This is a genomic window from Roseomonas sp. WA12 (assembly GCF_054165765.1).
In genome coordinates this window covers 890,878-915,592 of the sequence record NZ_CM135108.1, presented here as the reverse complement: position 1 = coordinate 915,592, position 24,715 = coordinate 890,878, and the positions used below count along the sequence as shown (strand labels likewise).

19 protein-coding genes are annotated in these 24,715 nt (G+C 69.5%); 12 read left to right on the top strand and 7 right to left on the bottom strand.

Annotated features, from left to right (window positions below):
• Nucleotides 1–31: 31 nt before the first annotated feature.
• Entirely contained in the window at nucleotides 32–2,677 is a 2,646-nt protein-coding gene (gene tssH / locus ACVBD7_RS04440) for a type VI secretion system ATPase TssH (RefSeq protein ID WP_458096293.1), read from the bottom strand.
• Here tssH and tssA point away from each other — a divergent pair.
• From tssA to ACVBD7_RS04380, 12 genes are all read left to right on the top strand, one after another.
• Nucleotides 2,677–3,882, top strand: coding sequence for a type VI secretion system protein TssA (gene tssA, locus ACVBD7_RS04435; protein ID WP_458096292.1), 1,206 nt, complete (start codon nucleotides 2,677–2,679; stop codon nucleotides 3,880–3,882). The genes tssH and tssA overlap by 1 nt on opposite strands.
• A 159-nt stretch (nucleotides 3,883–4,041) precedes the next feature.
• A complete protein-coding gene (gene tssB / locus ACVBD7_RS04430) occupies nucleotides 4,042–4,551 on the top strand; it encodes a type VI secretion system contractile sheath small subunit (RefSeq protein WP_458096291.1) in 510 nt (169 codons plus the stop codon).
• 3 nt (nucleotides 4,552–4,554) lie between these two features.
• Nucleotides 4,555–6,045 (top strand): type VI secretion system contractile sheath large subunit, encoded by a 1,491-nt coding sequence (gene tssC, locus ACVBD7_RS04425; protein ID WP_458096290.1) that lies wholly within the window; start codon nucleotides 4,555–4,557, stop codon nucleotides 6,043–6,045.
• 27 nt (nucleotides 6,046–6,072) lie between these two features.
• On the top strand, nucleotides 6,073–7,629 hold the full coding sequence (gene tssC / locus ACVBD7_RS04420; protein WP_458096289.1) for a type VI secretion system contractile sheath large subunit: 1,557 nt from the start codon (nucleotides 6,073–6,075) through the stop codon (nucleotides 7,627–7,629).
• Between the two features lie 82 nt (nucleotides 7,630–7,711).
• On the top strand, nucleotides 7,712–8,551 hold the full coding sequence (locus ACVBD7_RS04415; RefSeq protein WP_458096288.1) for a type VI secretion system accessory protein TagJ: 840 nt from the start codon (nucleotides 7,712–7,714) through the stop codon (nucleotides 8,549–8,551).
• Nucleotides 8,548–9,075, top strand: a complete 528-nt coding sequence (tssE, locus tag ACVBD7_RS04410; protein ID WP_458096287.1) for a type VI secretion system baseplate subunit TssE — start codon at nucleotides 8,548–8,550, stop codon at nucleotides 9,073–9,075. Before ACVBD7_RS04415 ends, tssE begins: the two co-directional genes overlap by 4 nt.
• Before the next feature lie 5 nt (nucleotides 9,076–9,080).
• A complete protein-coding gene (gene tssF, locus ACVBD7_RS04405) occupies nucleotides 9,081–10,913 on the top strand; it encodes a type VI secretion system baseplate subunit TssF (protein ID WP_458096286.1) in 1,833 nt (610 codons plus the stop codon).
• Nucleotides 10,910–11,989, top strand: a complete 1,080-nt coding sequence (tssG, locus tag ACVBD7_RS04400; RefSeq protein WP_458096285.1) for a type VI secretion system baseplate subunit TssG — start codon at nucleotides 10,910–10,912, stop codon at nucleotides 11,987–11,989. The genes tssF and tssG overlap by 4 nt, the downstream gene beginning before the upstream one ends.
• 40 nt (nucleotides 11,990–12,029) lie before the next feature.
• Nucleotides 12,030–13,544 carry a class I SAM-dependent methyltransferase gene (locus ACVBD7_RS04395; protein ID WP_458096284.1) on the top strand — a complete coding sequence of 505 codons (1,515 nt, stop codon included), beginning with the start codon at nucleotides 12,030–12,032 and terminating at the stop codon, nucleotides 13,542–13,544.
• A gap of 190 nt (nucleotides 13,545–13,734) precedes the next feature.
• Nucleotides 13,735–15,747 carry a type VI secretion system Vgr family protein gene (locus ACVBD7_RS04390; RefSeq protein ID WP_458096283.1) on the top strand — a complete coding sequence of 671 codons (2,013 nt, stop codon included), beginning with the start codon at nucleotides 13,735–13,737 and terminating at the stop codon, nucleotides 15,745–15,747.
• A gap of 8 nt (nucleotides 15,748–15,755) precedes the next feature.
• The gene (locus tag ACVBD7_RS04385; protein WP_458096282.1) at nucleotides 15,756–16,355 is read left to right on the top strand and encodes a DUF6931 family protein; all 600 of its coding nucleotides are present in this window, start codon (nucleotides 15,756–15,758) and stop codon (nucleotides 16,353–16,355) included.
• Entirely contained in the window at nucleotides 16,355–16,645 is a 291-nt protein-coding gene (locus ACVBD7_RS04380) for a PAAR domain-containing protein (protein ID WP_458096281.1), read from the top strand. Before ACVBD7_RS04385 ends, ACVBD7_RS04380 begins: the two co-directional genes overlap by 1 nt.
• On the opposite strand, the gene ACVBD7_RS04375 is transcribed toward ACVBD7_RS04380, so the two are convergent.
• Genes ACVBD7_RS04375 through tssJ form a run of 6 tightly spaced genes read right to left on the bottom strand, consistent with a single transcriptional unit; the run spans nucleotide 16,642 to nucleotide 24,715 of the window.
• A complete protein-coding gene (locus ACVBD7_RS04375) occupies nucleotides 16,642–17,400 on the bottom strand; it encodes a PP2C family protein-serine/threonine phosphatase (RefSeq protein ID WP_458096280.1) in 759 nt (252 codons plus the stop codon). The genes ACVBD7_RS04380 and ACVBD7_RS04375 overlap by 4 nt on opposite strands.
• On the bottom strand, nucleotides 17,397–18,005 hold the full coding sequence (tagF, locus tag ACVBD7_RS04370; protein ID WP_458096279.1) for a type VI secretion system-associated protein TagF: 609 nt from the start codon (nucleotides 18,003–18,005) through the stop codon (nucleotides 17,397–17,399). The genes ACVBD7_RS04375 and tagF overlap by 4 nt, the downstream gene beginning before the upstream one ends.
• A 2-nt stretch (nucleotides 18,006–18,007) precedes the next feature.
• The gene (gene tssM, locus ACVBD7_RS04365) at nucleotides 18,008–21,565 is read right to left on the bottom strand and encodes a type VI secretion system membrane subunit TssM (RefSeq protein WP_458096278.1); all 3,558 of its coding nucleotides are present in this window, start codon (nucleotides 21,563–21,565) and stop codon (nucleotides 18,008–18,010) included.
• 4 nt (nucleotides 21,566–21,569) lie between these two features.
• Nucleotides 21,570–22,928: a type VI secretion system protein TssL, long form gene (tssL, locus tag ACVBD7_RS04360; RefSeq protein ID WP_458096277.1), complete on the bottom strand. Its 1,359-nt coding sequence runs from the start codon at nucleotides 22,926–22,928 to the stop codon at nucleotides 21,570–21,572.
• 18 nt (nucleotides 22,929–22,946) lie between these two features.
• The gene (tssK, locus tag ACVBD7_RS04355) at nucleotides 22,947–24,275 is read right to left on the bottom strand and encodes a type VI secretion system baseplate subunit TssK (protein WP_458096276.1); all 1,329 of its coding nucleotides are present in this window, start codon (nucleotides 24,273–24,275) and stop codon (nucleotides 22,947–22,949) included.
• Nucleotides 24,272–24,715, bottom strand: a complete 444-nt coding sequence (tssJ, locus tag ACVBD7_RS04350; RefSeq protein ID WP_458096275.1) for a type VI secretion system lipoprotein TssJ — start codon at nucleotides 24,713–24,715, stop codon at nucleotides 24,272–24,274. The genes tssK and tssJ overlap by 4 nt, the downstream gene beginning before the upstream one ends.

Below are 24,715 nucleotides of genomic sequence, written 5' to 3'. Positions count from 1 at the left end.
GTTCGGCGCGGCTGCCCGCGACCGCGTGAGACTAGTTGACGGCGTAGGCGAACGTCCCGTCCGGCTTGAGCCCGACATGGACGGTGCCGACCTGCTTGCCCTCCGCCAGCCGGGTCAGCACTTCGGCTGACAGCTCCGGCAGGAGAGTGCGCGACAGAATGTTCTCGACGTTGCGCGCACCGGAGGAGCTTTCAGTGCAGCGCGCGGCGATGGTCTCGACCAGCACCGGATCCCACTCGAAGCTCGCGCGGTAGCTGTCGTGCACGCGGGCCTGGATACGGCGTAGCTGCATGGCCACGATCTGGCGGATAATCGCGTCCGGCAGCGGGAAATAAGGCACGATGGTCACGCGGCCGAGGAAGGCGGGCTTGAAATACTTCGCCAGCTCAGGGCGCAGCGCGTCGGCGAGGCCGGCGGCGTCGGGCGCGGTTTCCGGATCAGCGAAGAGCTTGGCGATCAGGTCGGTGCCGGCGTTGCTCGTCATGATGATGACGGTGTTCTTGAAGTCGATGTCACGGCCTTCGCCGTCCTTCATGTTCCCCTTGTCGAAGACCTGGAAGAACACGTCCTGGACGCCCGGATGGGCCTTCTCCATCTCGTCCAGCAGAACGACGCTATAGGGTCGGCGGCGCACCGCCTCGGTAAGGATGCCGCCCTCGCCATAGCCGACATAACCGGGAGGGCTGCCCATCAGGAGGGAGACTTTATGCTCCTCCTTGAACTCGGTCATGTTGATGGTCGTCATGTTCTGCTCGCCGCCATAGAGCAGGTTGGCGAGCGTCAGCGCGGTCTCGGTTTTGCCAACGCCTGACGTGCCGACCATCAGGAAAACGCCGATGGGCTTGCGAGGGTCTGTCAGACCGGCGCGGCTGGTGCGGATGGCCTGTGCCACCGCTTCGAGCGCGTGGCTCTGGCCAACGACGCGGCTCTCCATGGCCTCGTGCAGGTTCAGCACGGTGCGGATCTCGTCGGACTGCATCCGGCCGGCGGGGATGCCGGTCCAGCTCTCGACGATTTCGGCGATGGCCTGCGCGTCCACCGCGGGGAAGATCAGCGGCTTCTCGCCCTGAAGAGCGCGGACCTTCTCGCTTGTCTCGGCCAGCTTGGCGCGGTCGTCCGCGCTGTCGGTACCGGCCGCAGCTGCTTCGATGCGGCCGCGGATCTCGCCCAACTCGGTGACGAGGGTTTTCTCCTGCTCCCAACGCTCCTCGAGAGCAGCCAATTCAGCCGTGACGGCCTCGCGCTCGGCGGCCAGCTCGTTCTGCCGGGCGGTATGGTCGAAACCGCCGGCGGTTTCTCGAGCAACGATCGCCATCTCGGTGTCGATCAACTCGATTCGGCGCCGGCGGTCCTCGACCGAGGCCGGGATGGCATTCTGGCTCATCGCCACGCGCGCACAGGCCGTATCGATGAGGCTGACGGCCTTGTCCGGCAGTTGGCGCGCCGGAATGTAGCGCGCCGAAAGCTTCACGGCCGCGCTCACCGCCTCATCGAAGATGCGGATTTTGTGGTGCTTCTCGAGTGTACCCACGAGGCCGCGGATCATGCTGATTGCGACCGACTCGGTCGGCTCCTCAACCTTCACGACCTGGAAACGGCGGGTGAGTGCCGCATCCTTCTCGAAATACTTTTTGTACTCAGCCCAGGTGGTGGCCGCGATCGTGCGCAGCTCGCCGCGGGCGAGCGCCGGCTTCAGCAGGTTTGCCGCGTCGTTCTGCCCAGCCGCTCCGCCAGCGCCAATCAGTGTGTGCGCCTCGTCGATGAAAAGGATGATCGGCTTGGCGCTCGCCTTCGTCTCCTCGATCACCGACTTCAGCCGGTTCTCGAACTCGCCCTTCACGCCGGCACCCGCCTGCAAAAGGCCCATGTCGAGCGTACGGAGCGTGACGTCGCGCAGCGCGGGCGGCACATCGCCGGCGGCAATCTTAAGCGCCAGACCTTCGACGACCGCCGTCTTGCCGACGCCGGCCTCACCGGTGAGGATCGGGTTGTTCTGCCGACGACGGGTGAGGATATCCACCATCTGGCGGATCTCGAAGTCACGTCCGAGGATGGGGTCGATCTTCCCGGCCTTGGCCTGCGCCGTGAGATCGATGGTGAACTGGTCGAGGGATGCCGAGCCGCCGGGGCGCGGGGCCTCGCCGCCGCTGCCACCCGCGGCCGCTTCCGAGCCAGCGGCTTGTGTGGTGGCCTGCGCGGCCTCGGCGGTGTTGCCGCAAACATTGGCGTAGTCGCGCTTCACAAGGTCGGGCTGGATCCGCGCGAACTGGCCGGAGGCCTCCCGGGCGCGACGGGCAAGATTTTCGTCGGCGAGCAGTGCCCAGAGCAGATGGCCGGAACGGACGCGGCTCGCGCCCTGCTCGACGGATGCCATGAGCCAAGCCTGCTTCGCCATCTCGACCACCTCGGGCGAGAGAGTGGGCGCGCGGGCGTTGCCGGTTTTCATGCGATCGAGCGAGCGATTGAGATCGGGGAGGAGACGAGACATCTCGATCTCCCAATGGCGGAGAATCGCGGCAATGTCGGTATCTGCGCGATCAACCAAACCCAGAAGGACGTGCTCGATCTCGACATTGTAGTGACTGCGAGACAGGGTCAGCCCCGCCGCGCCCTCGAGCGCGCGACGGCAGGTGTCGTTCAAGCGACCGATCAGGGGCTTGAGATCGATCGAGGCCAATGTCTTATGTCCTGACGTTCCAATTCGGGACCTTACGGTGCTACAACGGTCACGTCAAAGGCATCTACGGAGCCATCCGCGTGGCGCAACTTATGGACGATTTCGACCTCGATGCGGTCCTCGCGCCGGTCAGCGAGGAAGCGCCTGCCGGAACGGATTTGCGGGAGGATTACTCGGCCAGTTCCGTTTACTTCCAGTTGCGGGATGCGCGAGCTGAGGCGCGGGATGTCGAGCGTCAAGCGGAGGCCGCCGAGGGGGACGAGGCAACGGCGCCGCAGTGGCGTACGGTACAGAGCCTTGCGCTGCGAGCCCTCACGACGGGCGCGAAGGATCTGGAGGTCGCCGCCTGGTTGACCGAGGCCCTGGTGCGGACGGCCGGACTGCGCGGGCTGAGTACCGGAGCGGCGGTGATCGCCGGGTTGGTCGAGGGCTACTGGGATGACTTGTTCCCCATGCCGGACGAGGACGGAATCGAGACCCGGGTTTCGCCGGTGGCGGGCTTGGCGGGCCAGGGCGTTGACGGCACGCTGATGCAGCCGCTCCGCAAGACCGTGCTCTTCAATCGGCCGGACGGGTCACCGTTCGGGCTGTGGCGCTATGTGTCGACGGTCGAGCTGTCGGGCATCACAGATCCGGAGAGACGCGCCGCGCGACTTGAGGCCGGCGTGCTGCCCTTTGAGGAGGTGGAAAAGGAAGCCCGGATGGCCGGGCCCCGCCACTGGAGCGGCCTGCGGTCGGAGGTGACTGGCGCGCTGGAAAGCTGGTCGGAGATGGGCAGCGCGGTGGACGCGAAAGCGGGCGCCGACAGTCCGTCCACCAGCCGGGTGCGCGAGCTGCTGAACCAACTGCTTGAGATCTGCGACCGCTTTGCGCCGCCGGTTGAAACGGAGGTCGGAGCGGAAGCGGCGGAGGCGGCTGGTAACCCGGTCGAGGCATCCGCTGGCGTGACCGCTGGCAACCCGGCCAATGCGGCCGCGGTGGCGATTGCCGGGCGTGAACAGGCGCTGCGGCAGCTGGGCGAGATCGCCTCCTGGTTCCGCAGGACGGAGCCCCACTCGCCGCTTTCCTACACGCTGGATGATGCGGTGCGGCGTGCCCGCATGACATGGCCGGAACTGCTGGCCGAGGTGCTGCCCGACCAGACCACGCGTGATGCCGTCCTCTCGGCGCTGGGCATCCTTCCTCCACCGCCCCCTGAGGAATAGACGCGACCGGAAGATGGTTGACGTTTCGATGAGCTAGCCAATAGGCTTGGCCAACCGGGCGTCACCTTGCTGTGAAGGTTCAGCGCGCCTTCCGGCATTCTGCACAAGAAATCCCGTTCCACCGCGACAACGCGGCCCTTGACTGAGGAAACCCTTCCCATGAGCGGAAGCATTCACGACAAGCTGAATCGTGTGCGTAAGCCACGCGTCCACATCACCTATGAGGTGGAGACCGAGGGCGCGCAGATCGTGCGCGAGCTGCCGTTCGTCGTGGGCGTGATGGGCGACTTCTCCGGCGACCCGACCGCGCCGCTGAAGCCGATGGGCGACCGCAAGTTCACCCAGATCGACCGTGACAACTTCAACGACGTCATGGCCACGATGAATCCGGGCCTGAAGCTGAAGGTGGACAACACCCTGGCGGGCGACGGCACCCAGATGTCGGTCGACCTAAAATTCAACAAGATCGAGGACTTCGAGCCGGCGCGCGTCGCCGCCCAGGTGCCCGCGCTCGCCGCCCTGATGGAGACGCGCGCCAAGCTGCGCGACCTGATGAGCAAGGTGGACCGCTCCGAGGAGCTGGAGACGCTGCTGGAGAAGGTGCTGCGCTCCGAGACCGATCTGCAGTCGCTCTCCGGCGAGCTCGGCATCGACAAGAAGGAGGGCTGAGACATGTCCGAGACCTCTCCCGCCGGCGGCGCTGCCGCGACCACCACCGAGGACGCCCCCGGCCTTCTCGATCAGATCCTAACCAACACGCGCCAGACCGAGCCCGACCGGGCGCAGGACCTGGTGAAGACCCTCGTCGAGCAGGCGCTGTCCGGCACGGTCACCTTCGACAAGAATTTGACCCGCACCTTTGACCAGGCGATCGCGGCGATCGACCGCAAGCTGTCCACCCAGCTGAACGCCGTGATGCACGACCCGAAGTTTCTCAAGCTCGAGGGCTCCTGGCGCGGGCTGCACTACCTCGTGCAGAACTCCGAGACGGGCACGGGGCTGAAGCTGCGCGTGCTCAACGCCTCCAAGCGCGACCTGACGCGCGACCTGACGAAGGCGGTGGAGTTCGACCAGAGCCAGATATTCAAGAAGATCTACGAGAACGAGTTCGGCACGCCGGGTGGCGAGCCCTATGGCGCGCTGATCGGCGACTACGAGTGGACCGCCCATCCCGACGATGTCGAGACGCTTCGGCTGATGTCCAACGTGGCGGCCGGCTCCTTCGCGCCCTTCATCTCCGGCGTTGGCTCGGGGATGTTCGGGTTCAACGACTGGACCGAGCTGTCCAAGCCCCGCGACCTCGCGAAGATCTTCGAGGCGCCCGAGTACTCCAAGTGGCGCTCCTTTCGCGAGAGCGAGGACTCCCGCTTCGTCAACCTTGTCATGCCTCGCGTGATCGCGCGCCTGCCCTATGGCGCCGCCACCAAGCCGATTGAGGAGTTCAACTACGAGGAGGCGCCGGCTGACGAGACCGGGGCCGCCCGCGCCATGGGCCACCACGACTACTGCTGGTCCAACGCTGCCTATGTGATGGGCGCGCGGCTGACCGACGCCTTCGCGCAGTACGGCTTTTGCACCGCGATCCGCGGTGCGGAAGGCGGCGGCAAGGTGCAGAACCTGCCGGCGCATGTCTTCACCTCGGATGACGGTGACGCGGACACGAAGTGCCCGACCGAGATCGGCATCACCGACCGGCGCGAGTTCGAGCTTTCCAACCTCGGCTTCCTGCCGCTCTGCCATTACAAGAACACGGATTACGCTGTGTTCTTCGGCGCACAGTCCGCGCAGAAGCCGAAGAAGTACGACCGGCCGGAGGCGACCTCCAACGCCGCAATCTCGGCGCGCCTGCCCTACATGATGGCCACCAGCCGCTTCGCCCATTTCCTGAAGGTCATGGCGCGCGACAAGATCGGCTCCTTCATGGAGGCGAGCAACGTCGAGGGCTGGCTGAACCGCTGGATCCAGAACTACGTCAACACCAACGAGAATGCGGGCCAGGAGATGAAGGCCCGCTTCCCGCTGCGCGAGGCGAAGGTCGAGGTGAAGGAGATTCCGGGCAAGCCGGGCTCCTACAACGCGGTGGCCTATCTGCGCCCCTGGCTGCAGATGGAGGAGTTGACGACCAGCATGCGCATGGTCGCCCGGGTGCCGCAGGCCTCCTAATGGGGCCGCGCCCCGCCTGCGCGGGCCGTGGACGATAGCCCGTCCCCTGCCCCGGTGATGAATGAAGCGGAGCCGGTCGCGGCTCCGCTTCGCGATTCTGTGCTCTCTGGGCAGTTCTTTGGCGCAAAGCATGCGATCGCCGCGGCACGGCTCGCCGACTTCGCCCATGGCGGCGGCACGGCTGGCCAGAGACTGCGGGAGTGGTTCGGCGAGGCCGCTGACCTGCTCGTCGCACGTGGCGCCGAGGCGATGCGCGTTGCGCTGGATCGCGACATCGCCGCCATCGATGCGCTGATCGGCGAGCAACTCGACGCCGTCTTGCACACGGAGCGGCTGCAGGCGCTGGAGGGGCGCTGGCGTGGCCTGGCCTGGATGCTTCGCGGTGTGGAGCCCGGGCGGCGAGTGAAGGTGCGCCTGCTCACCATCAGCTGGGCCGAGATCTGCCGGGACCTGGAGCGCGCGCTCGAGTTCGACCAGAGCAGCCTGTTTCGCCGCATCTACGAGGACGAGTTCGGCATCGCCGGCGGCGAGCCCTTCGGCATGCTGGTGATCGACCACGCCGTGCGCCACCGCCCAGGCCCGCAGGCGCCGACGGACGACGTTGGCGCGATCATGCAGCTCTCCTCCATCGCTGCTGCGGCCTTCTGCCCGGTCGTGCTGTCCCTGCACCCATCCGTGCTGGAGGTGGACGACTTCGCGCAGCTCGACACGGTGCAGGACGTCACGGCGCCGCTGCGTGGGCCGTTGCATTCGCGCTGGCGCGGCCTGTCCTCGCGCCCGGACATGCGCTTCATCGCGGTCGCCCTGCCGCGCCTTCTCGCCCGGCATCCCTGGACCGACGACCCCGCGCGCACGGACGGCTTTCGCTACCGCGAGTACGCGCCGGATGCCCGCAGCCGCTGCTGGATGGGCGCCGGCTACGCCTTCGCGGCCTGTGCGCTGCGTGCCTATTCCAACTATGCCTGGCCGGCCGACATCCGCGGCGTGGAGACCGACCGTGTAGGTGGCGGGCTGATCACCGATGTCGCGCCCGAGCCCTTCGCCAGCGGCCCACCGCTCGTTTGGCCGCGCACCGCCCTCGAGCTTCGGTTGGGAGAGCGGCAGGAGCGCGCGCTGGTTGAAGCAGGGCTGATGCCCATCTCCGCCCTGCCCTATAGCGCGGAGATGGTGTTCAGCGCCGTACGCAGCCTGCAAATGCCGACGACGCATATGGGTACCAATGCCGCAGCGGCGGACGCCAATGCGCGCCTGTCCTCGCAGATCAACTCCATCCTCTGCGCCTCGCGCTTCGCGCATTACCTGAAGGTCATGGGGCGCGACATGGTCGGCTCCTTCCAGACCGCGGATGCGATCGAGCGGCGCCTGTCCATCTGGCTGCAGAGCTACGTCAACTCCAACATCTCCAGCACCGGCGAATCCCGCGCGCGCTTCCCGCTCGTGGCGGGCGAGGTGCAGATCCGCGATCGCCCCGGGCACCCCGGAGTGTTCAGCTGCGTCGTCCGACTGCAGCCGCATTACCAGCTGGACGACGTCGCCACCTCCTTCAGCTTGGTGACCGAGCTGACAGCGGGTAGCGGGCGCTGATGCGCAGCCGTAGCGCGGGACATCGAAGGGTGAGACAGTGCCGGGCGCCCGTGCCACCAGAGCGCCGCAGAGGGGGATAGCCATGTCGTCGACCACCGGGACGCAGACGGGGGGGCAGGATGCGGGGAACCTTTTCCGTGCCGGCCATCTCTCCGAGGCCATCGCGGCCGCCAATGCCGCCGTGCGGAAATCGGCAACCGATGTAGGGGCGCGCATCCTGCTGGCGGAGCTGCTGGTCTTCTCGGGTAATCTCGAGCGGGCGGATGTCATGCTGGATGCCTCCGGCGACCTCGACCCCATGCTGGGCGTGGTGATCGCGGAGTTCCGCCAGATCATCCGCGGCGAGCAGGCGCGGAGGCAGGTGTTCCGCGACGGCCGGGTGCCGGAATTCCTCGCTGATCCCACCCCGGCGCAGCGCTCGGCATTGGCGGCGCTCACCGCCCAGCGCGAGGGTGACCTGGCCGAGGCGGGGCGGCTGGCTGCGCAGGCCGAGGCGGAACGAGTTCACCCTGCGGGCACCTCGGCCGGCCAGCACTTCGACGATCTGCGCGACGCCGATGACCTGCTTTCCACCTGCTTCGAGGTCATCACGACCACCGGCAAGTATTTCTGGGTGGCGCCCGAGACGGTGCTCTCGATCGAGTTCCATCCGCCCAAGCGGCCGCGAGACCTGTATTGGCGCCGTGCCAGCATGCAGGTCTCGAACGGGCCGGATGGTGAGGTGTACCTGCCCGCGCTGTACCCGGTGGATGCAGCCGATCCCGCCCTGACGGACGCGCTTCGCCTCGGCCGGGCCACCGACTGGCACCAGGCGGGAGAAGGTGCGCCGGTGCGCGGCATGGGCGCGGTCACGCTCCTGGTGGGCGAAGACCCGATGACGCTTATGGAGCTGGGCGCGCTGATCTTCGAAGGAACCGCATGAGCGAAGACCATCATAGTGACGCGCTAGATGGCACCTGGCGCGGGGAGCGAGGCCGGGCGCAGCTTCCGCTGCTCGACCGGCTGATCGACGCCGAGCCCGATCGGAATGAGGACCCACCGATGAGCGCCTCGGCCGCGCTGGCCGCACTGCGCACCAGCGTGCGGGCCGATCTGGAGGCGATGCTGAACACGCGGCGCCGCTGGCGGAGCTGGGACCCGGCGCTGACACAGCTCGAGCAGTCGCCGATCGGATGGGGCCTGCCGGACTTCGCCGGTGGTGCCTTCAATGATGTCCGCCGGCGGGAAGCGCTGCGGCGCGAGGTGGAGCTGTGCATCCGGCGCTTCGAGCCGCGCTTCGCCAGCGTCTCCGTTACCCTCTCCGGCCCGGCCGAGGAGCTTTCGGCGACCCTTCGGCTGCGCATCGACGCGCTGCTGCATGCGGAGCCAGCGCCGGAGGCGATCTCCTTCCAGACCTTGCTCGACGCGAACACGACGGATTTCACCGTCCTCGCGCCCGAGGGCTAGGCGCCGTGTCCGACGCGCTGCTGCCCTATTACAACCGAGAGCTGGACGCGTTGCGGCGGCTTGCTGCCGAATTCGCCGAAACCTATCCCAAGATCGCCGGACGGCTGCGGCTGAGCCGGGACGCGATCGACGACCCGCATGTGGCGCGGCTGCTGGAGGGGGTGGCGTTCCTTGGCGCCCGCGTGCAGCACCGGCTGGACGACGAATTCCCGGAGCTGACGGACGCGCTGCTCTCGGTGCTGTATCCGCACTACCTCGCGCCCATGCCGTCCTCGGCAATTGTCGGCTTCTCGGCAGATCCGGCGCTGCCGGGTTCGGCGAAGCTTCCCGCAGGGCTCGCCATCGAGACGGAGCCGGTGCGGGGCGAGCCGTGCCTGTTCCGCACCGCCTATGACGTGACGCTCTGGCCGGTTGAGATCGATGCGGTGCGCCTCTCGGGCATGCCTTTGCCGGCACCGCCGAACCCGACCGCGCCCCAGGCCTCGGGCGTGCTGCGAATCAGCCTGCGCTGCGCGGCTCCGGGGATGACCTTCTCACAGCTCGGTGTCGATCAGCTGCGCTTCTTCCTGCGAGGGGAGAACGGGGCGCAGCTGATGGAGCTGATCCTGGCGCATGGCATCTCGGTGGCCGTGGCGGACGGGCCGGCGGACCCGAATCCCGTGATCCTGCCGCCCAGCGTGCTCCAGGCCGTCGGCTTCGCGCCGGAGGAGGCGCTGCTGCCCTGGCCGGCACGTTCCTTCTCCGGCTTCCGGCTGCTGAGCGAGTACTTCGCGGCGCGCGAGAAATTCCTCTTCGTCGACATCATCAGGCTCGATGCCAAGACGCTGCTCTCGGCGGGCAACCGGATGGACATCTTCGTCTATCTCGACCGCCTGCCGCCGGAACTGGAGCGCTCGGTGGATGCCGGAAGCCTCGCGCTCGGCTGCACGCCGATGGTCAACCTCTTCCCGCAGCGCTGCGAGCCGATCGCGCTGGACGGCACCTCGATCGAGTACCGGATCGTGCCGGATGCCCGGCGCCCGGCGGCGCTCGAGGTCTGGTCTGTCGAGCGGGTGCGCGAGGGGCGGCCGGGCGGCGGCTACCGGCGCTGGGAGCCGTTCTACCGCCTCACCCGCGAGCGGTCCGGCGGGAACGAGGATGCGGAGGGGGAGCCGGGCGGGTCCTACGGCACGGCGCGGCGAATGGGGGCCGGGCGCGGGCGCGGCAGCGAGGTGTTCCTCCTGCCCCATGATCCCGCCTTCGACCCGGAGCGGGAGGGCGATGTCGTGCTCTCGGTCGATGCGCTCTGCTGCAACCGCGACCTGCCAGCGGCCCTTCCCTTCGGCGGAGGGCGGCCCAGCCTGCGCCTGGTCGAGGGGGCGGCCGTGGTCACCGGCATCACTTGCCTCACCGCGCCCACCAGCACGATGCGGATGCCTCTGCACGAGCACGGCGCGTGGCGGCTGATCTCGCATCTCTCGCTCGGCCATCTCAGTGTCGTCGGCGGGCCGGAGGCGGCTAAGACGCTGGCCGAGGTGCTGCGCCTCTATGACGGGCGGGACACCTCGGATACGCGCGCCTCGATCCGCGCCCTGCTCGACGTCACCTCCGCTCCGGGCACCGCGCGCGTCCCGGGGGCGCGCCACGGCGGTTTCTGCCGCGGGCTGGACGTGACGCTGACCTTCGACGACCAGCTCTGGACCACGGGCGGCCTCTATGTCCTCGCCTCGGTGCTCGACCGCTTCCTCGCCCTGCACACCACGGTGAACTCCTTTGTGCGCACCAAGGCGGTGCTGCGCGGGCGGCCGGGGGTTGCCGCGGCCTGGCCGGCGCGCGCGGGGCGGCACGTGCTGCTGTGAGCGCGGCCTCCTCTCCTCCGCGAAACCGTCGCAGCCCGCTCGCCCGGCTGCTCGCCGATCCGCGCCGCTTCACCTTCGACGCGGCGGTGCGCGTGCTCGGCTTCGCGCGGCGGGAGGCCAACCCGGCCGATGCCGCGCGCTTTGCCACGCCCACGGGCGCCGCCTATCCCGGCAGCGAGGTGACGGGCGTCGGCGACCCGCGCGAGGCCGCGCCGCCCGCCCTTTCGGTCGGGCTGATCGGGCTGACGGGGCCGAGCGGCGTGCTGCCGCGCCACTACTCGGACGCGGTATTGGCGGCTCAGCGAAACCGCTCCCGGGCGCTCGGTAGCTTCCTCGACATGCTGGCGCACCGGATGGTCGCGGGCTTCGCGCGGGCGGGGGCCAAGTACCGGCCCCAGCGCGCGGCCGATACGAATGTGCTGTCCCCGGGTCCCTCGGCGGCCGATGGCGGGCCTGTCGGCGCCGCGCTGCTGGCGCTGACCGGCTACGGCATGACCGGCTTCGCCGAGCGGCTGCCCACCGGCAACGCGCCGCTGCAGCACTATGCCGGCCTTTTCTCCGCCCGTCCGCGCTCGGCCGAGCGGTTGGAGGCGATGATTTCGGACTGGCTGGAGCGGCCGGTCCTGGTGCGGCAATTTGCGGGCGCCTGGCTGGCCCTTCCGGTGGACCAGCGGTCGCGTCTTCCCGTCGGCCTCTCCCCCGGCGCCTTCCATCGCCTGGGCGAGGATGCAGCGATCGGCATCCGGGCCTGGGACCAGCAGGCGCGCATCGTGTTGCAGATCGGCCCGCTAGACCTGGCGAGCTTCGAGCGCCTGCTGCCGGACGGTCCGGAGCTGCGCCGGCTGGTTTCCCTTGTGCGGGCCTTCGTGGGTTTCGAAGTCGGCTTCGCCGTGAACCTCATCCTGGAGCGGGACGCGGTGCCGCCGATGGTGGCCGGCGGCGGCGCGGGTGCCGTGCCGCGCTTGGGCTGGAACACCTGGCTGCCGGTTGCGCAAGGAGAACGGCGGCGCGTGCATGCGGCGGATGCGGTCTTCGAGGCAGAGATCGTCGAGACCCAGCCAGCGGTTACGGCCTGAGCGAGCGGGGCGTCATGAACACAGCGTATGGAGTAGAAGCGTGACGTCGGGCAGCAACTGGGGCGGCGGCTACGTCACCGACCTTGAGTATATCGAGGGCTTCTATCCCCATCAGTCGCCGGCCCAGCTCGTGCTGGCCTGCATCCTGCGTGGTATCTCGGCAGATCTGCCGGGCGCGGACGAGCCGGTGCGCTATCTCGAGCTCGGCTGCGGTCACGGGATTGGCGCACTTCTCCTCGCCGCCGCCAATCCGGCCTGGGATGTGACGGGGGTGGACTACAACCCCGCCCATATTGCCGGCGCGCGCGCCATGGCTGCCGCCGCGGGCATCACGAACATCCGCTTCATCGAGGCCGATCTGGCGCAGCTGGCCGGTAGCGAGGCCGCGCGTGCCATTCCCGACGCGGACTTCACCAGCCTGCACGGGGTGTGGACCTGGGTCGGGCCTGAGGTACGGGCGGGCATCGTGCGGCTGCTGGCCGAGAAGGTGGGCCCGGGCGGCATTGTCCATGTCAGCTACAACGCCCTGCCGGCCTGGCAGGGCGCGCTGGGCATGCAGCGGCTCGTGCTCGAGGCCGGCCGGCGGAGCGCACGGCGCAGCGATGCCGCGGTGCAGGCCGGTCTGGGTCTGGCCCGCGAGCTGAACGAGGCCGAGGCCCACTACCTGCGGATCAGCCCGATGGTGCAGCAGCTCCTGCCCGCGACGAAGGACTTGGCGCCGGAATACCTGACGCATGAGTACATGAACGAGCACTGGGCGCCCGCCTTCCACGCCGATGTGGCGGCGGCGATGGCCGGGGCGAAGCTCGACTGGGTGGGGACAGCCAACCCGCTGGAAAGCTTTCCCGCGCTGATGCTGAGCGAGGCGCAGCAGGCCCTCTACGCCCGCTACGAGGACCCGGTGATGCGGGAGCTGGTGATGGACACCTGCATGCCCCGCCAGTTCCGGCACGACGTCTATGTTCGCGGCGCACGGCGCCTGCAGGCTGGGGAGCGGGACGAGCGGCTCTCGGCCATGACCCTGCTGCCCCTCGTCTCGCCCCAGGAGTTGCAGACTTCCCTGGCCGTGCCGGCGGGGAACGCCGAGGTCGGCGATGCGCTCAAGACGCTGATGGCGGAGGTGATGCAAGGCCCCACTACCGTCGGCGCGCTGATGGCCCGGCATCCCGGCGTCAGCAACCCGGCCGAGATCGTGGCCGTCCTCGTCGGCAGCGGCCAGGCCGGCATCGGCGCGGCCACGGTCGCCTCACAGGCCTCTTCCGCGGACCGGCTGAACCGCCACCTGGGCGGGCGGGTGCGGAGCCTGGTCGGGCACCGCGGCAGCGCGGCGCTGGCCTGCTCGGTACTCGGCACCGGGTTCATCTCGCCGAAGCTCATTCAGTTCATCGCGGCGCGGCTACTCGCGGGGGAGCGGGAGGACGCGGCGGAGAGCTGGGCAACGAGGCTTTCGGCCGGGATGGACGAGGCCGGACAGCGGGAGGTGCGCGAGCTGGTCACCCGCGCCATCGACACGCGCTTGCCCCTGCTGCGCAGCCTGGGCATCGTGCCGCAATGAGCGTCCATGCCGCCCCGGAATGCGGGCGTCCCCGGTCCCCCTTCTATCCCGAGGCAGCTTGGCGAGAGGGCGCACCGGCCCCATGCGGGTCTTGGCTGCCGGCTGCGCCCCGTGGCCATTCCTGCAAGGGCGCCCACTGATGCCGGGCGAGAGGCGGCTTCTCACCCTGACAAGCCCGGCAGGTCCGGACGTGCTGCGACCGCACCGGCTGACGGGGACGGAGGGAATCAGTGAGCCCTTCCGCTTCGACGTGGTAGCCGAAGCGGAGGAGGCGATCAGCCCGGCGGACATGCTCGACAAGCCGGCCTGCGTCGCGTTGCGCCTGAACGAGGATGACACGCGCCATTTCCACGGCATCGTGGCCGAGTGCACCGCGTTCGGTCCGGAGATTGCACTCGGGTATCGCTACCGGCTGGTGCTCCAGCCGCGGCTGGTCTCAGCCGGTCTGAGCGAGGACTGCCGGATGTTCTTCGACCAGGGTGCGGATGACATCATCCGGACCGTGCTGGCCGATTGCGGCATCGACACGGTGACGTTCAAGCTGTTCGGCGCGGTCGCCCGGCGCGAGGCCACGGCGCAGTTCAACGAGACTGCGCTGCACTTCGTGACCCGACTGATGGAGGAGGAGGGCTGGTTCTACTTCTTCGACCACTCGGCCGACGATCACACGATGATCATCACCAACGGGAATGCCGGGTTTCTCACCCGGCCGAACGTGGCGCTGCGCACCGACCGGGCGCTCGGCGCGGGCGAGACCGGCGACGCCATCACCGGCTGGGAACTGCCCGTCTCAGTCACCCATGGCGCGATCACCCTGAGCGACTACGACCCCGACGCGCCGGAGAAGAGACTACAGACGAAGCAGGCCTCCCTCCTCGGCCACCCCCGCGAGTCCAAGCGTCCGGTTTTCCACTGGCCTGCGCTCACCGGCTCCACAACCGAGGTCGCGGCGCGGGCGAAGCTGCGGATGCAGGCTGCAGAGGCCGAGGTCTCGGTCGTGCAAGGCGGTACCCGCTTCGGCGGGCTGTTCCCGGGCGGGCGCTTCACGGTGGAGCATGCCTCCGGCGGTGCCGACCCCTATGTCGTCAAGCAGGTGCAGCACGATGCCTCGCAGCCCTTCGGGCGCACCGAGAGCGCCGCGGGCGAGCGTTACGACAATCGCTTCACAGCCTTCCCCTACCATGTGCCCTGGCGCCAACCCGTGACCACCGCGCGGCCGCGCATGGAGGGGTTGCACACCGCCATCGTGCTTGCGCCCGCGGGGGAGGAGATCCACACCGACGCGCAGGGCCGTATCAAGATCCGCTTCTTCTGGGACTGGCGGAAGACCGCGACGGCCGACAACAGCCCCTTCGTGCGCGTGGTGCAGCCCTGGGCCGGGAACGGCTGGGGCGGGCAGTTCATCCCGCGCGCGGGCACCGAGGTCGCGATCGCCTTCATGGATGCCGATCCGGACCGGCCGGTGGTCGTGGGCGGCTTCTACAACGGCAAGGACAGCCCGATCTTCCCCGAGGCCGAGAAGACGAAGACAGGCTTCCGCAGCCGCTCCTCCCTGAAGGGCGGGACCGACGACTTCAACGAGTTCTCCTTCGATGACAGCAAGGGCAAGGAGGTGGTGTTCCTCCATGCCCAGAAGGATCTGAAGACCGAGGTCGAGAACGACGAGACTCACACGGTGGACCATGACCGCACCGCCAAGGTGCTGGGCAAGGAAACCGTGACGGTGAAGGGCGACCGCACCCATGAGGTGACCGAGGGGCATGAGGCGCTGACGGTCAAGCAGGGGAACCGGACGGTGGTGGTCGAGACCGGCAACCAGGCCACCAACATCACCAAAGGCAACCATGCCCTGGAGATCGAGACAGGGAACCAGTCCGTCCTTCTCAAGACCGGCAATCAAACCACAAAGCTATCCACCGGGAATCTCTCGGTGGTGCTGGATATGGGCGACCACTCCACCCGCACGAAGATCGGCGACATCTCCCTCAAGGCCGATCTGGGGACGATCTCGCTCGAGGCGTTGAAGTCGATCACGCTGAAGGTCGGGCAGAGCACGCTCACGCTGGGCCCTGAAGGGCTCGAGCTGAAGGGGATGACGGTGAAGTTGGACGGGACGCTCAGCACCGAGGTGAAGGGGTTGATGCTGAAGGCGGACGGAACGGCGATGCTGACCCTGAAGGGCGGCATCACCATGATCAATTAGGCCAGACGATGCCCCCTTCCCCCGACGCCCCCGTCAAGTTCACCGGCGACCTCGCCGCCATCCTGCCTCATCTCTCGCTCGATGAGCGCGGACAGGGCGCCCTGAATGGCTGCCCCGATGTGGTGCAGGCGCTTTCCCGTCTTGAAGTCGCCGGGCTGCTGGACGAGGCGACGCGGCTGGTCGCGCACGCCCTTCCGGCGCGCGAGGCCGTTTGGTGGGCCTGCATGTGCGCGCGCCACACCGCCGCCTTCGGCGCCAATCCTGCCGAGGAGGCCGCGGCCTGCGACGCGGCCGAGGAATGGGTCCGCCGTCAGACGGACGCTCAGCGCCGCGCGGCCATGGCTTTGGCCGAAGGCCTGGGCTTCTCCAGCCCCGAATCATGGGCCGCGGTCGCCGCCTTCTGGAGTGGGGATTCCATGTCCCCGCCCGAGGCGCCCAAGGTGCCGCCGCAACCGCATTTCCGCGGTCTGGCGGCGGCCGGAAGCGTCGCGCTGTCCGCATTGCGGGGAGACGCCGCCCGCCGGCCGGCGCGGCTCGCGCGTTTTCTGCAATCGGCGCATGAGGTCAGCCGCGGCGGTGCCGGGCGGATGGAGCCGGAGCCAGGCTGATGGGCAAGCCCGCCGCACGCCTCACCGACATGCATGTTTGCCCGATGCTTACGGTCCTGGTGCCCCATGTCGGCGGCCCCATTACCGGCCCGGGATGCCCGACGGTGCTGATCGGCGGCCTGCCGGCAGCGCGGGTGGGGGATATGGTGACCTGTGTGGGCCCGCCGGACAGCATCGTCCTGGGATCCTTCACGGTGCTGATCGGCAAGCAGCCGGCGGCGCAAATGGGCAGCCTCTGCGCCCATGGCGGTACCGTGATCCTGGGCATGCCCACCGTACTGATCGGTTAGGGCCCGGCGGGCAGCACCTGCACGGTCACCGCGGTGACGTTGTCGGTGGCCCGGGCCTGCAGCGCGGCCGCGATCAGGCGATCGGCACTCCCGGCGGCATCGCCGTCGAGAAGCTCGGCCATTCGGGCATCGTCCAGGCATTTGCACAGGCCGTCGCTGCACAGCAGGAAGCAGTCTCCGGGGTGGAGCGGGCCGGAACGCTTGTCGAGGTCCAGCGTTTCGGCATCGGCGCCGACCGCACGGGTGATGACATTGGCCTGCGGATGTCGCGCCGCCTGCTCGGGCGTGATGGCACCGCTCTCCAGCAGGTCCTCCACCAGGCTGTGGTCGCGGCTGACCTGGGTCAGCACGCCGTCCCGCAGGAGATAGGCGCGCGAATCTCCGGCCCAGAGGCAGGCGAAATGGCCCTGCTGGGCGAGAAGCACGACCACCGTCGTCGCCATCAGCACACCGGGCCCGCGCCGGCCGCTCTGGGCGAGCAGATCCTGGTGCGTGGCCTCCAGCCGGGTGCGGACCTCCTGCAGCACCTCGGCGGCCGTCAGGCCGTGGGGAATGTTGCTGAGGGCCTCGGCGACGGCGGCCGAGGCCACCTCTCCCGACTGGTGGCCGCCCGCGCCATCGGCTACGGCCCAGAGGCCCAGATCGGGCCGATCCACGAAGGTGTCCTCGTTATGGGCACGCACCGCACCGGGATGGGTGACGGCCCGGGATTGATAGAACCTGGCCTGGCTTCGCCGCCGCGTGTCGTCGCTCATCCCGGCGTCCCTTCGTCCGTCATCCAGCCATCGTGGAGAAGCCCGGCAAAGGCGCGGCCCTCGGGCAGCCGGGTGCCACATGCCGCGCGGGCCGCGACCCGAGGAGCGCCCTCGGTCCACCAGGAAGCCAGGCCGGGCTCGGGTGCGTGCGCGGGCTCGACGTCGTCATCGGCGCGGTGGCGCAGCGCCTCCTCCGCCCGGTGGAGCACCTCCTCGGGGCCGAGATCCTGCTCGAGCGCATCGAGTGCCGTCTGCTCGGCCCCGGAAAGGAAGCCGTGCAGCAAGGCGGGGCGCACCGCCCAGTCGAAGGGCGCGACGGCGGCGACCGTTAGAGGGAAGTAGCGGCCGGCACAATCCACACTCGGCAGCCAGACGCCGGCAACTCCGCCCTCGCCCAGCAGCCCCGGAGGAAGGACGAAGTGCCAGATCGGCGCTTCCAGCCATGCAGCAAGCCAGGCCTCCCCAGCGATCTCCTGCGCGGCCAGTATGCCGCGCTGCAGCCAGTCATCCCAGGGGTCGACGAAGTCGCGGGGCAGGCCGGCGCGCACGAAGTCGCCGCGCGCCGGCAGCTTGCCATAGAGCCCGGCCCGCGGGCCGGGATCCACGGCTACTCCACCCGCGGGCACCGGAACTCCTGCAGCAGACCCGGTGCGAAGGGGTTGTTGACCGAACCGGCTCGGATATCGAAGGCCACCTGCCGGTCGCCGAGGCGATAGGTCAGGGTGAAGCGCTCGGGCGAGCCGGCGGGCCGCAGCGTGCCCCGGTTAAACATGCGGAACATCGCCCAGGGCCCGCTATCGGACAGCACCCCGGTCCCGCCCGCCGGCGCCGGCTCGAAGACGAGGCGGACATTCTGCATTCGCGTCGCGCCGGGCCAGGTGATCTGCGTCGTGCGCGGCGGGCCGTGGGCGTAGCTCACCGCCGTGCCGTCGAAGTCGAGCGAGACCTGCTTCGCCTCCGCGTCGAGCTGGGTGGGCGTGATGTCGAAGCGCACGCTGGGCGCTGCGGCACCGCCGGAGAAGAACAAATCCCGGATGCTCGCCGCGCGCTGGAACTGCGCGACATCGGCCTGGGAGACGGGCGCCGGCACGCCGTTGGCGGCCTGCGGACGCCAGACCGGGCCTGAGGTGTCCACATAGGGCTTGAGCTGGGTGTTGAAGAACCCGTCGATCAGCCCGCCCGGCGCGAACAACTTGCCGAAATCGTCGATCGGCGTCTCCTGCGCGCTGCTGGGCGTGAAGGGGAAGCGCCCGTTCACCGCCACGGGGCAGAGCGCCGCCGGGCCGCCCGCGCCGTTATAGGCTGCCGCGACCTGCTGGCGCGCTCCGCCGCCGCGCAGCACGTTGCCGCTGCCGGCCATGGCGAGCAGCCAGCGGGCGATGGGCTGCGGCTGGCGCTGCGCCTCGGCTCGCAACGCGAGGGTGGGGTCGGGACCGGTCGTGGTAGTGGCAGCGGGCGCGCTGCCGATAGGTGCCGCGGCGAGTTTGGCGAGTTGCTGCTGCAAGTCGTTCAGTAGCTTGAGCACTTGGTTGACCGGCGCCCCCGCCCCGCCGGCGACGAGGTCCCGCAGGGCCTGGTAGCGGCGGTCGATCTCGGAGCCGGGCGGCAGCGTCGGGGCAGCGCCGGGCTGGGCGCCGCCCAGCACGGCCGCGACACGGGCGCCCTCCCCCGCAACCACGCTGCCCGCGGCTGCCTGGGCGCGCGCCGCCAAGTCCGCAGCGGCACCGGCAGCGCCGGACGCGGCCGGCGGTGGCTCGGACAGGGTGAGCTGCCGGCCGATGGAGTCCAGCAGGCCCTTCATCGGCGATTGCGGCGAAGAGAGGATGTAGAGGTCCTGCGAGGCCTGGGTGAGGCTACGCAACGGCACCACGTCGATGTCCTGCAGCATCGCGTCCCAGGCAGCTGCGTAGTCGGCGACGTAGAGCGCGACCACGGCCTGCTCCAGCTGCTGCAGCTGCGGCCCGGCGAGTGTCACCTCGGCGTTGCGGCCGAGAACCCAGCTCTCCGACGCCACCTCCCGCACCGCGCCCGTCAGGGCGGGCAGCAACACGCGGTGGAAGCCGTTGACGGTAAAGAAGCCAGGCACGCCGGCCGCGTTCAACGGCTGGCCGGAGGGGCGGACGAAAACGTTCTGCCCGGCCGGACCCAGCGCTTCGGAGGCGCGCCAGGGCGGCAGCGCCTGGGCGGCTGCGGAGGGCTTGATGCGGGAATAGACGCGCGCGGCGAGCGGCACCCGGCTGAAGGTCGCGCGCGCCTGGGCCACCAGCTCGCCGTCGAGGGCCACCTGCGGCAGCGGACCCTCCAGCAACCGGTCGAGATGGCCGCGCAGGCTGTCGAGAATGGGGGCGTTGAACGCGCCCGGGTAGGTGTTGCGCCAATCCAACGCCATCCACTCGCGCACCAGCGCCCGGTCCAGCGGGCCCTCGTTGCCGAGCATGAGATAGACGCGGGAGGCCTCGTAGAGGAAATCCGGCCGCGTCAGATTGCCGCGCATCTGCGCTTCCAGCCGCCAGATCATGCGGGGCAGCAGGGCGTTGTTCAGGGCGTGGCGATAGACCACCTCCGCCCCCGCCTCGAGCTTGGCACGCTGTGAAAGGCCGAAGTGGGGCAGGCTGCCGGGATCGCCCTCGGCCTGTGCCAGCTTGCGGGCCGTGTCCAGCAGCGGCAGCAGCCGCGGCAGGTCGGCATCGCCGACGGGATCCAGGGTCTGCCCCGCCGCGGTCGTCTCATAGGCTGCGAGCGCCCTGGCCGTGGCATCGACCTGCCGCTGCCCATCACTGCTGGCGGCCATCAGCAGGCCGCCCGTCAGCACCACCGCGAGCAGAAGGGCGGCGAAGGAGGCGGCGCGAAGGATGAACCGGCGCCGCCGAGCCTGCGGTGGCTCGCTGACGAGCATCGCTTCGCCGAAGATCACTCCAGTGAGAAGGCGGTTCAGGAAGTAGCTGCGGCCGCGCTCAGGGCGCAGGCTCGGGGCGCGCTGCTGGTCGATGCCGAAGGAGCGGGCCATCGCACCCGCCAGCCGGTCGATCGGCGTGCCTTCCTGCGTGCCGGAGGTGAGATAGACGCCGCGCAGCAGCGGCGCCGGGTCCATGCGGGAACCGCCGAAGGCCTCCGTGAGGAAGCTCATCACCGGCTGCTCGAGGGACGCGACCTGGGTGGGGAAGCCTGCGATCAGCGCGCGGCGCTCCGGGCTGCGCTCGGCCTGCATGCGGGCGAGAAGGCGGTCGTTCAGCCGATCGACCAGCAGGCGCAGTTCGGCCGCGAAGCCCTCGGCGGGGCCGGCGCCTGCGGTGGCCTTGCCGTCATAGGCGAAGGTGGCGCCCCAGACCTGCTCGCGGCGCTCGCGGTCCAGGTCGTCGAAGAACTCGGTGAAGCCGGCCAGCAGGTCCGCCTTGGTGAGCAGGGCATAGACCGGCAGGCGGATGCCGAGCTTCTCCTCCAGCTCCTTGATGCGGCGGCGGATGGCGCGCGCATGGGCGGTGCGCTCCTCGGCCGGGGCCTGGGCGATGTCGCTGATCGCAATCGCCACCAGCACGCCGTTCAGCGGCTGGCGCGGGCGGGTGCGCTTGAGGAGGCCGAGGAACCCCTCCCATCCCGCGCGGTCCACCTCGGCGTTGGAGTCCTGGGTGGTGTAGCGGCCGGCGGTGTCGATCAGCACCGCCTCCTCGGTGAACCACCAGTCGCACATGCGCGTGCCGCCGACGCCGGCCACCGCGCCCTGCCCCATCTCGGCCGCGAGTGGGAACTTCAGCCCGGCATTCAGAAGCGCGGTGGTCTTGCCCGCGCCGGGCGGGCCGATGATGGCGTACCAGGGCTGCTCATACAGGTAGCCGCGCGTGCCGCGGGCCTTGCGCAGCAGTGCCATGGCACCGGCGAGGCGCTCGCCGAGGGCGGCGACCTCCTCGGCCGATTCCTGGCCCTTCGCGGCGCCGGCCGGCGCGGTAATGCCGACGGCAAGCGCATTGTCCCGTTTCCGCCGTCGACGGGTGATCAGCAGGTTGGTCACCGCCCAGGCCGTGAACATCAGCAGGACGATGACGAGCCGGGGAATCCAGTCCTCGAGAAGCGAGAGGAGCGGACCGAAGAACCAGACGATAAGGGCGAGCAGCGCGACGCCAACGAAACTCAGGATCCAGCGCCAGGGCAGCCCGCGCATGAAAGTCATCGCCTCAGGCTCCCGTCCGGTGCAGCACGATCTCGATCCGGCGGTTCTGCTCGCGTCCGGCAGGGGTGGTGTTGGGGGCGAGCGGATCCGCATCCGCCCGTCCCTCCACCTTCAGCCGCCCGGGATCGCCCACCGCTTCGCCGACGATTGCCGCGGCGGCACGAGCGCGGGCCGTGGATAGCTGGAAGTTCGACGGGAAGGCGACCGTGCGGATCGGCTGGTTATCGGTGTAGCCGATCACCTCGGCGGGGCCAGGCTCGGTCTTCAATGCGGCGCCGATGCGCTCCAGCACGGGCCGGAAGGCCGCCTGTACCGTCGCGCTGCCCGAGGGGAACATGCCGCGGTTGCTGATGCGGATGATCGGGGTTGCGGTGGTGCCCGCGACCGTCACCAGACCCTGGGCGATCTCGGGCGCGAGGAACTGCTTCAGCTTGTCCAGCGGGGAGGGTTCGGCGGCCGGGGGTGGCGGGGCCGGCGGCTGCACCGGGGCGGAACGCGAAATGGCCGGCATGCTCGCGGGCGGTGCGGCCAGCATGCGGGCGTAGAGGTCGTCGGATGCGGCGTTCAGGCCGGTGGAGAACCAGAAGAACATGCCGCCGATCGCCGCCAGCGCCGCAGCGCCCGCCACCCAGAAGGGCACCCGCATCCTTGCCGCACGGTAGGGGGCGGAGACGCCGGCAGTGTGCGGCGCGAGCTCCGCCGCCGCGGCCTGCCGGTGCTTGGCGATAATTGCGTAGGTTTCCTCGCGGATCGGCTCGATCCCGCCCGCGCCGCGCGGCGACAGGCGGTAGCGACCGACGAAGCCGAGCGACATGCAGAGATACATGAGCTCGACCACCGGCAGGAACTTGCCGGGGTTCTCGTTCATCTGCTTCAGCAGGTCGAAAAAACGTTCTCCGCTGCGCACCTCTTGGTGGAAGGTCGAGACGAGCGAGCGCTCGCCCCAGCCGCCGGTGCCGCCCCAGGGTGTGGCGAGGACGATGTCGTCCAGCGTCGCGCAGAGCGCGTAATGGGCGGGGCGAAGCTGCTCCAGCGGGATCTGGGCATCCTGCGCCGCCCGCTCGAAGGCACGCACCTGGCCCACCGCGCGCTCGCGCAGGTCGCCGGACGCCGGGGGCTGGGCGGTGTTACGGAGGCGGGAGATCAGCTGAAGCAGCGGAGCCGCGACGGCGACGAGCGGGTTGACGCCAACGGCGAGGTCCGTCGTGCCCTCGGCAACCGGCGGCGCACGCAAGGGCGCGGCCGGGCGGGGGGCGGTGCTGGCCGGCGGGGGCGTGGCGGCGGCGGGACGCCGTCCACCCGGCGCGGGGCGGATGACAGTGCGGTCGCTGTCATCGGGCTCGGAGAACGGATTGTCGCTCATCGCTGCCTTCCGCCCGGCCTAGCCACGAATGGCCCAGAGTTCGAGGTTGAGATTAGGGAAGTCGCCCGAGACATGGATGGCGAAGCCGCCCGAGGACTGCATCTGCTGCCAGTAGGGAGAATTTATGTCGAGTTCGAAATAGGTTGCGCCCGCATAGAAGGGCAGCTGTCGCGGCGCGACCGGCAGCGGCCGCACGGCGATGCCGGGCAGCGCGACGTTCACCAGTTCGCGAATCTGCTCGACCGCGCCGATCTTCACCTGGGAGGGGAATAGCCGGCGCAGCGTCTCCGCCGGCACGTCCGCCTGCACCGTGAGCACGAAGTTGGAGGCGCGCAGGATGCCGCGATCGGTGATCGGGCCCACGCGCACGCCGTGGCGGCGCTCCTGCAGCGGGATCGGGATGGCGTTCTGCTCGATGACAGAGGAGAGCGAGCGGCGAAGGTCGGCGACGACGGGGTCGAAGCTGCGCTGCAGGTCGGCGTGACGATAGGGCGGGTAGTTGGAGGGGCGGCGCTTCGCCTCAGTGAAGGTGGCGAAGTCGCCGGCCATCTGCACGAGCGCGGCGTAAAGGTCGGCGGGGTGAACGGCGCCCGCCTCGGCCCAGTGGCTGATCAGCTTCTGCGCGCGATTGACGGATTGCAGCAGGAGGAAGTCCGACACATCGGCGACTCCGCGGCCGCCGGGCTGCGTCAGCCGCGCCGCCAACGCCTCGCCGCGCTGATTCAGCATGCCGGCCAGTTCACTCAACAGGCCCGCGAGCGGCGGCGTGGCCGAGCACAGCAGCGCGGGGGCGATCCAGCGCTCGTCCAAAGTCACGCGGCGATCGGAGCCGACCTCGACGACGCGGGCGAGCCCGATGCAGTGGTAGCCCGCGCGGTTGTCGCTCTCGAGCATGTAGCGCATGCGGAGCCGCCCCACCTGCAGCTCGGCGGGCTGAGGCGAGCCGGAATGCGTGTCGTAGGCATCGAAGGCGCGCTGGGCCAGGCGGCCTTCCAGCACCTGGTCCGAGACCACCTCCATCGCGCCGTTCTGGCGGATAGGCAGGGCGAGATAGACGACGGCGTTGCGCACGCTCTCCCCGAGATCGAGTGGCGTCGGCTGGTCGGACTCGCCGGGCATGGAGAAGGGGGTCCCGTCCTCGAAGACGCCGCGGCCGGAGACGAGGGCGAATTGGCCGGTGGCCAGCAGGTCGCGGTTCACGACCATCTCGGTCATGCCCCAGCCATGCGGGCGCAGCGCCGCCGTGCGCTCGCGCACCAGCGTCTCCAGCCAACGATCCTGCTGCTGGAAGTGCTGGGAACGGAGGAACATGCCCTCGTGCCAGATGACTCGGTTGGTCCAGCTCATGCGGGGGCCAGCGTCGCCGTGTTGCCGGCGGTGGTGAGGAGCAACTTCGTGGGCCCGCTGGGCGCAATGGGCTGAGACACCCGCCACTTCGCGCCATCTATGTCGCGGAACAGCACGGCGACGCCGAGGAATTTCGCGGCAGGCTTCATCTCGCGCTCGATCGTGACACTCTCCCCAGGGCGCACGATGACGCCTTCCGAGCCCACCGCGTCCTCTCCCAAGGTCGCGCGCTCGCGCTCGGTAAGGGCGAAGACATCGGCCGCCTCGAACTTGCCGGTGCCGCCGAGGAAGAACAGCCGGACGGAAACCGGCACCGCGCGCCCGGTCGTGTCCGGGTTCTGGTCCGCGCCCCCTTTGATGGTGAGGTTGAGCACGGGCGGAGGCGGTGGCGGCGGCGCGCCGCAATGCGCCAGCAGGAGCGCGGGCGTAGCCAGAACCAT

Excerpts from the sequence above, each read along its gene's own strand:
- tssA (WP_458096292.1), top strand. The coding sequence starts at position 2,677 with ATGTCTTATGTCCTGACGTTCCAATTCGGGACCTTACGGTGCTACAAC.
- tssB (WP_458096291.1), top strand. The coding sequence starts at position 4,042 with ATGAGCGGAAGCATTCACGACAAGCTGAATCGTGTGCGTAAGCCACGC.
- tssC (WP_458096290.1), top strand. The coding sequence starts at position 4,555 with ATGTCCGAGACCTCTCCCGCCGGCGGCGCTGCCGCGACCACCACCGAG.
- ACVBD7_RS04415 (WP_458096288.1), top strand. The coding sequence starts at position 7,712 with ATGTCGTCGACCACCGGGACGCAGACGGGGGGGCAGGATGCGGGGAAC.
- tssE (WP_458096287.1), top strand. The coding sequence starts at position 8,548 with ATGAGCGAAGACCATCATAGTGACGCGCTAGATGGCACCTGGCGCGGG.
- ACVBD7_RS04385 (WP_458096282.1), top strand. The coding sequence starts at position 15,756 with ATGCCCCCTTCCCCCGACGCCCCCGTCAAGTTCACCGGCGACCTCGCC.
- ACVBD7_RS04380 (WP_458096281.1), top strand. The coding sequence starts at position 16,355 with ATGGGCAAGCCCGCCGCACGCCTCACCGACATGCATGTTTGCCCGATG.
- ACVBD7_RS04375 (WP_458096280.1), bottom strand. The coding sequence starts at position 17,400 with ATGAGCGACGACACGCGGCGGCGAAGCCAGGCCAGGTTCTATCAATCC.
- tssM (WP_458096278.1), bottom strand. The coding sequence starts at position 21,565 with ATGACTTTCATGCGCGGGCTGCCCTGGCGCTGGATCCTGAGTTTCGTT.
- tssL (WP_458096277.1), bottom strand. The coding sequence starts at position 22,928 with ATGAGCGACAATCCGTTCTCCGAGCCCGATGACAGCGACCGCACTGTC.
- tssK (WP_458096276.1), bottom strand. The coding sequence starts at position 24,275 with ATGAGCTGGACCAACCGAGTCATCTGGCACGAGGGCATGTTCCTCCGT.
- tssJ (WP_458096275.1), bottom strand. The coding sequence starts at position 24,715 with ATGGTTCTGGCTACGCCCGCGCTCCTGCTGGCGCATTGCGGCGCGCCG.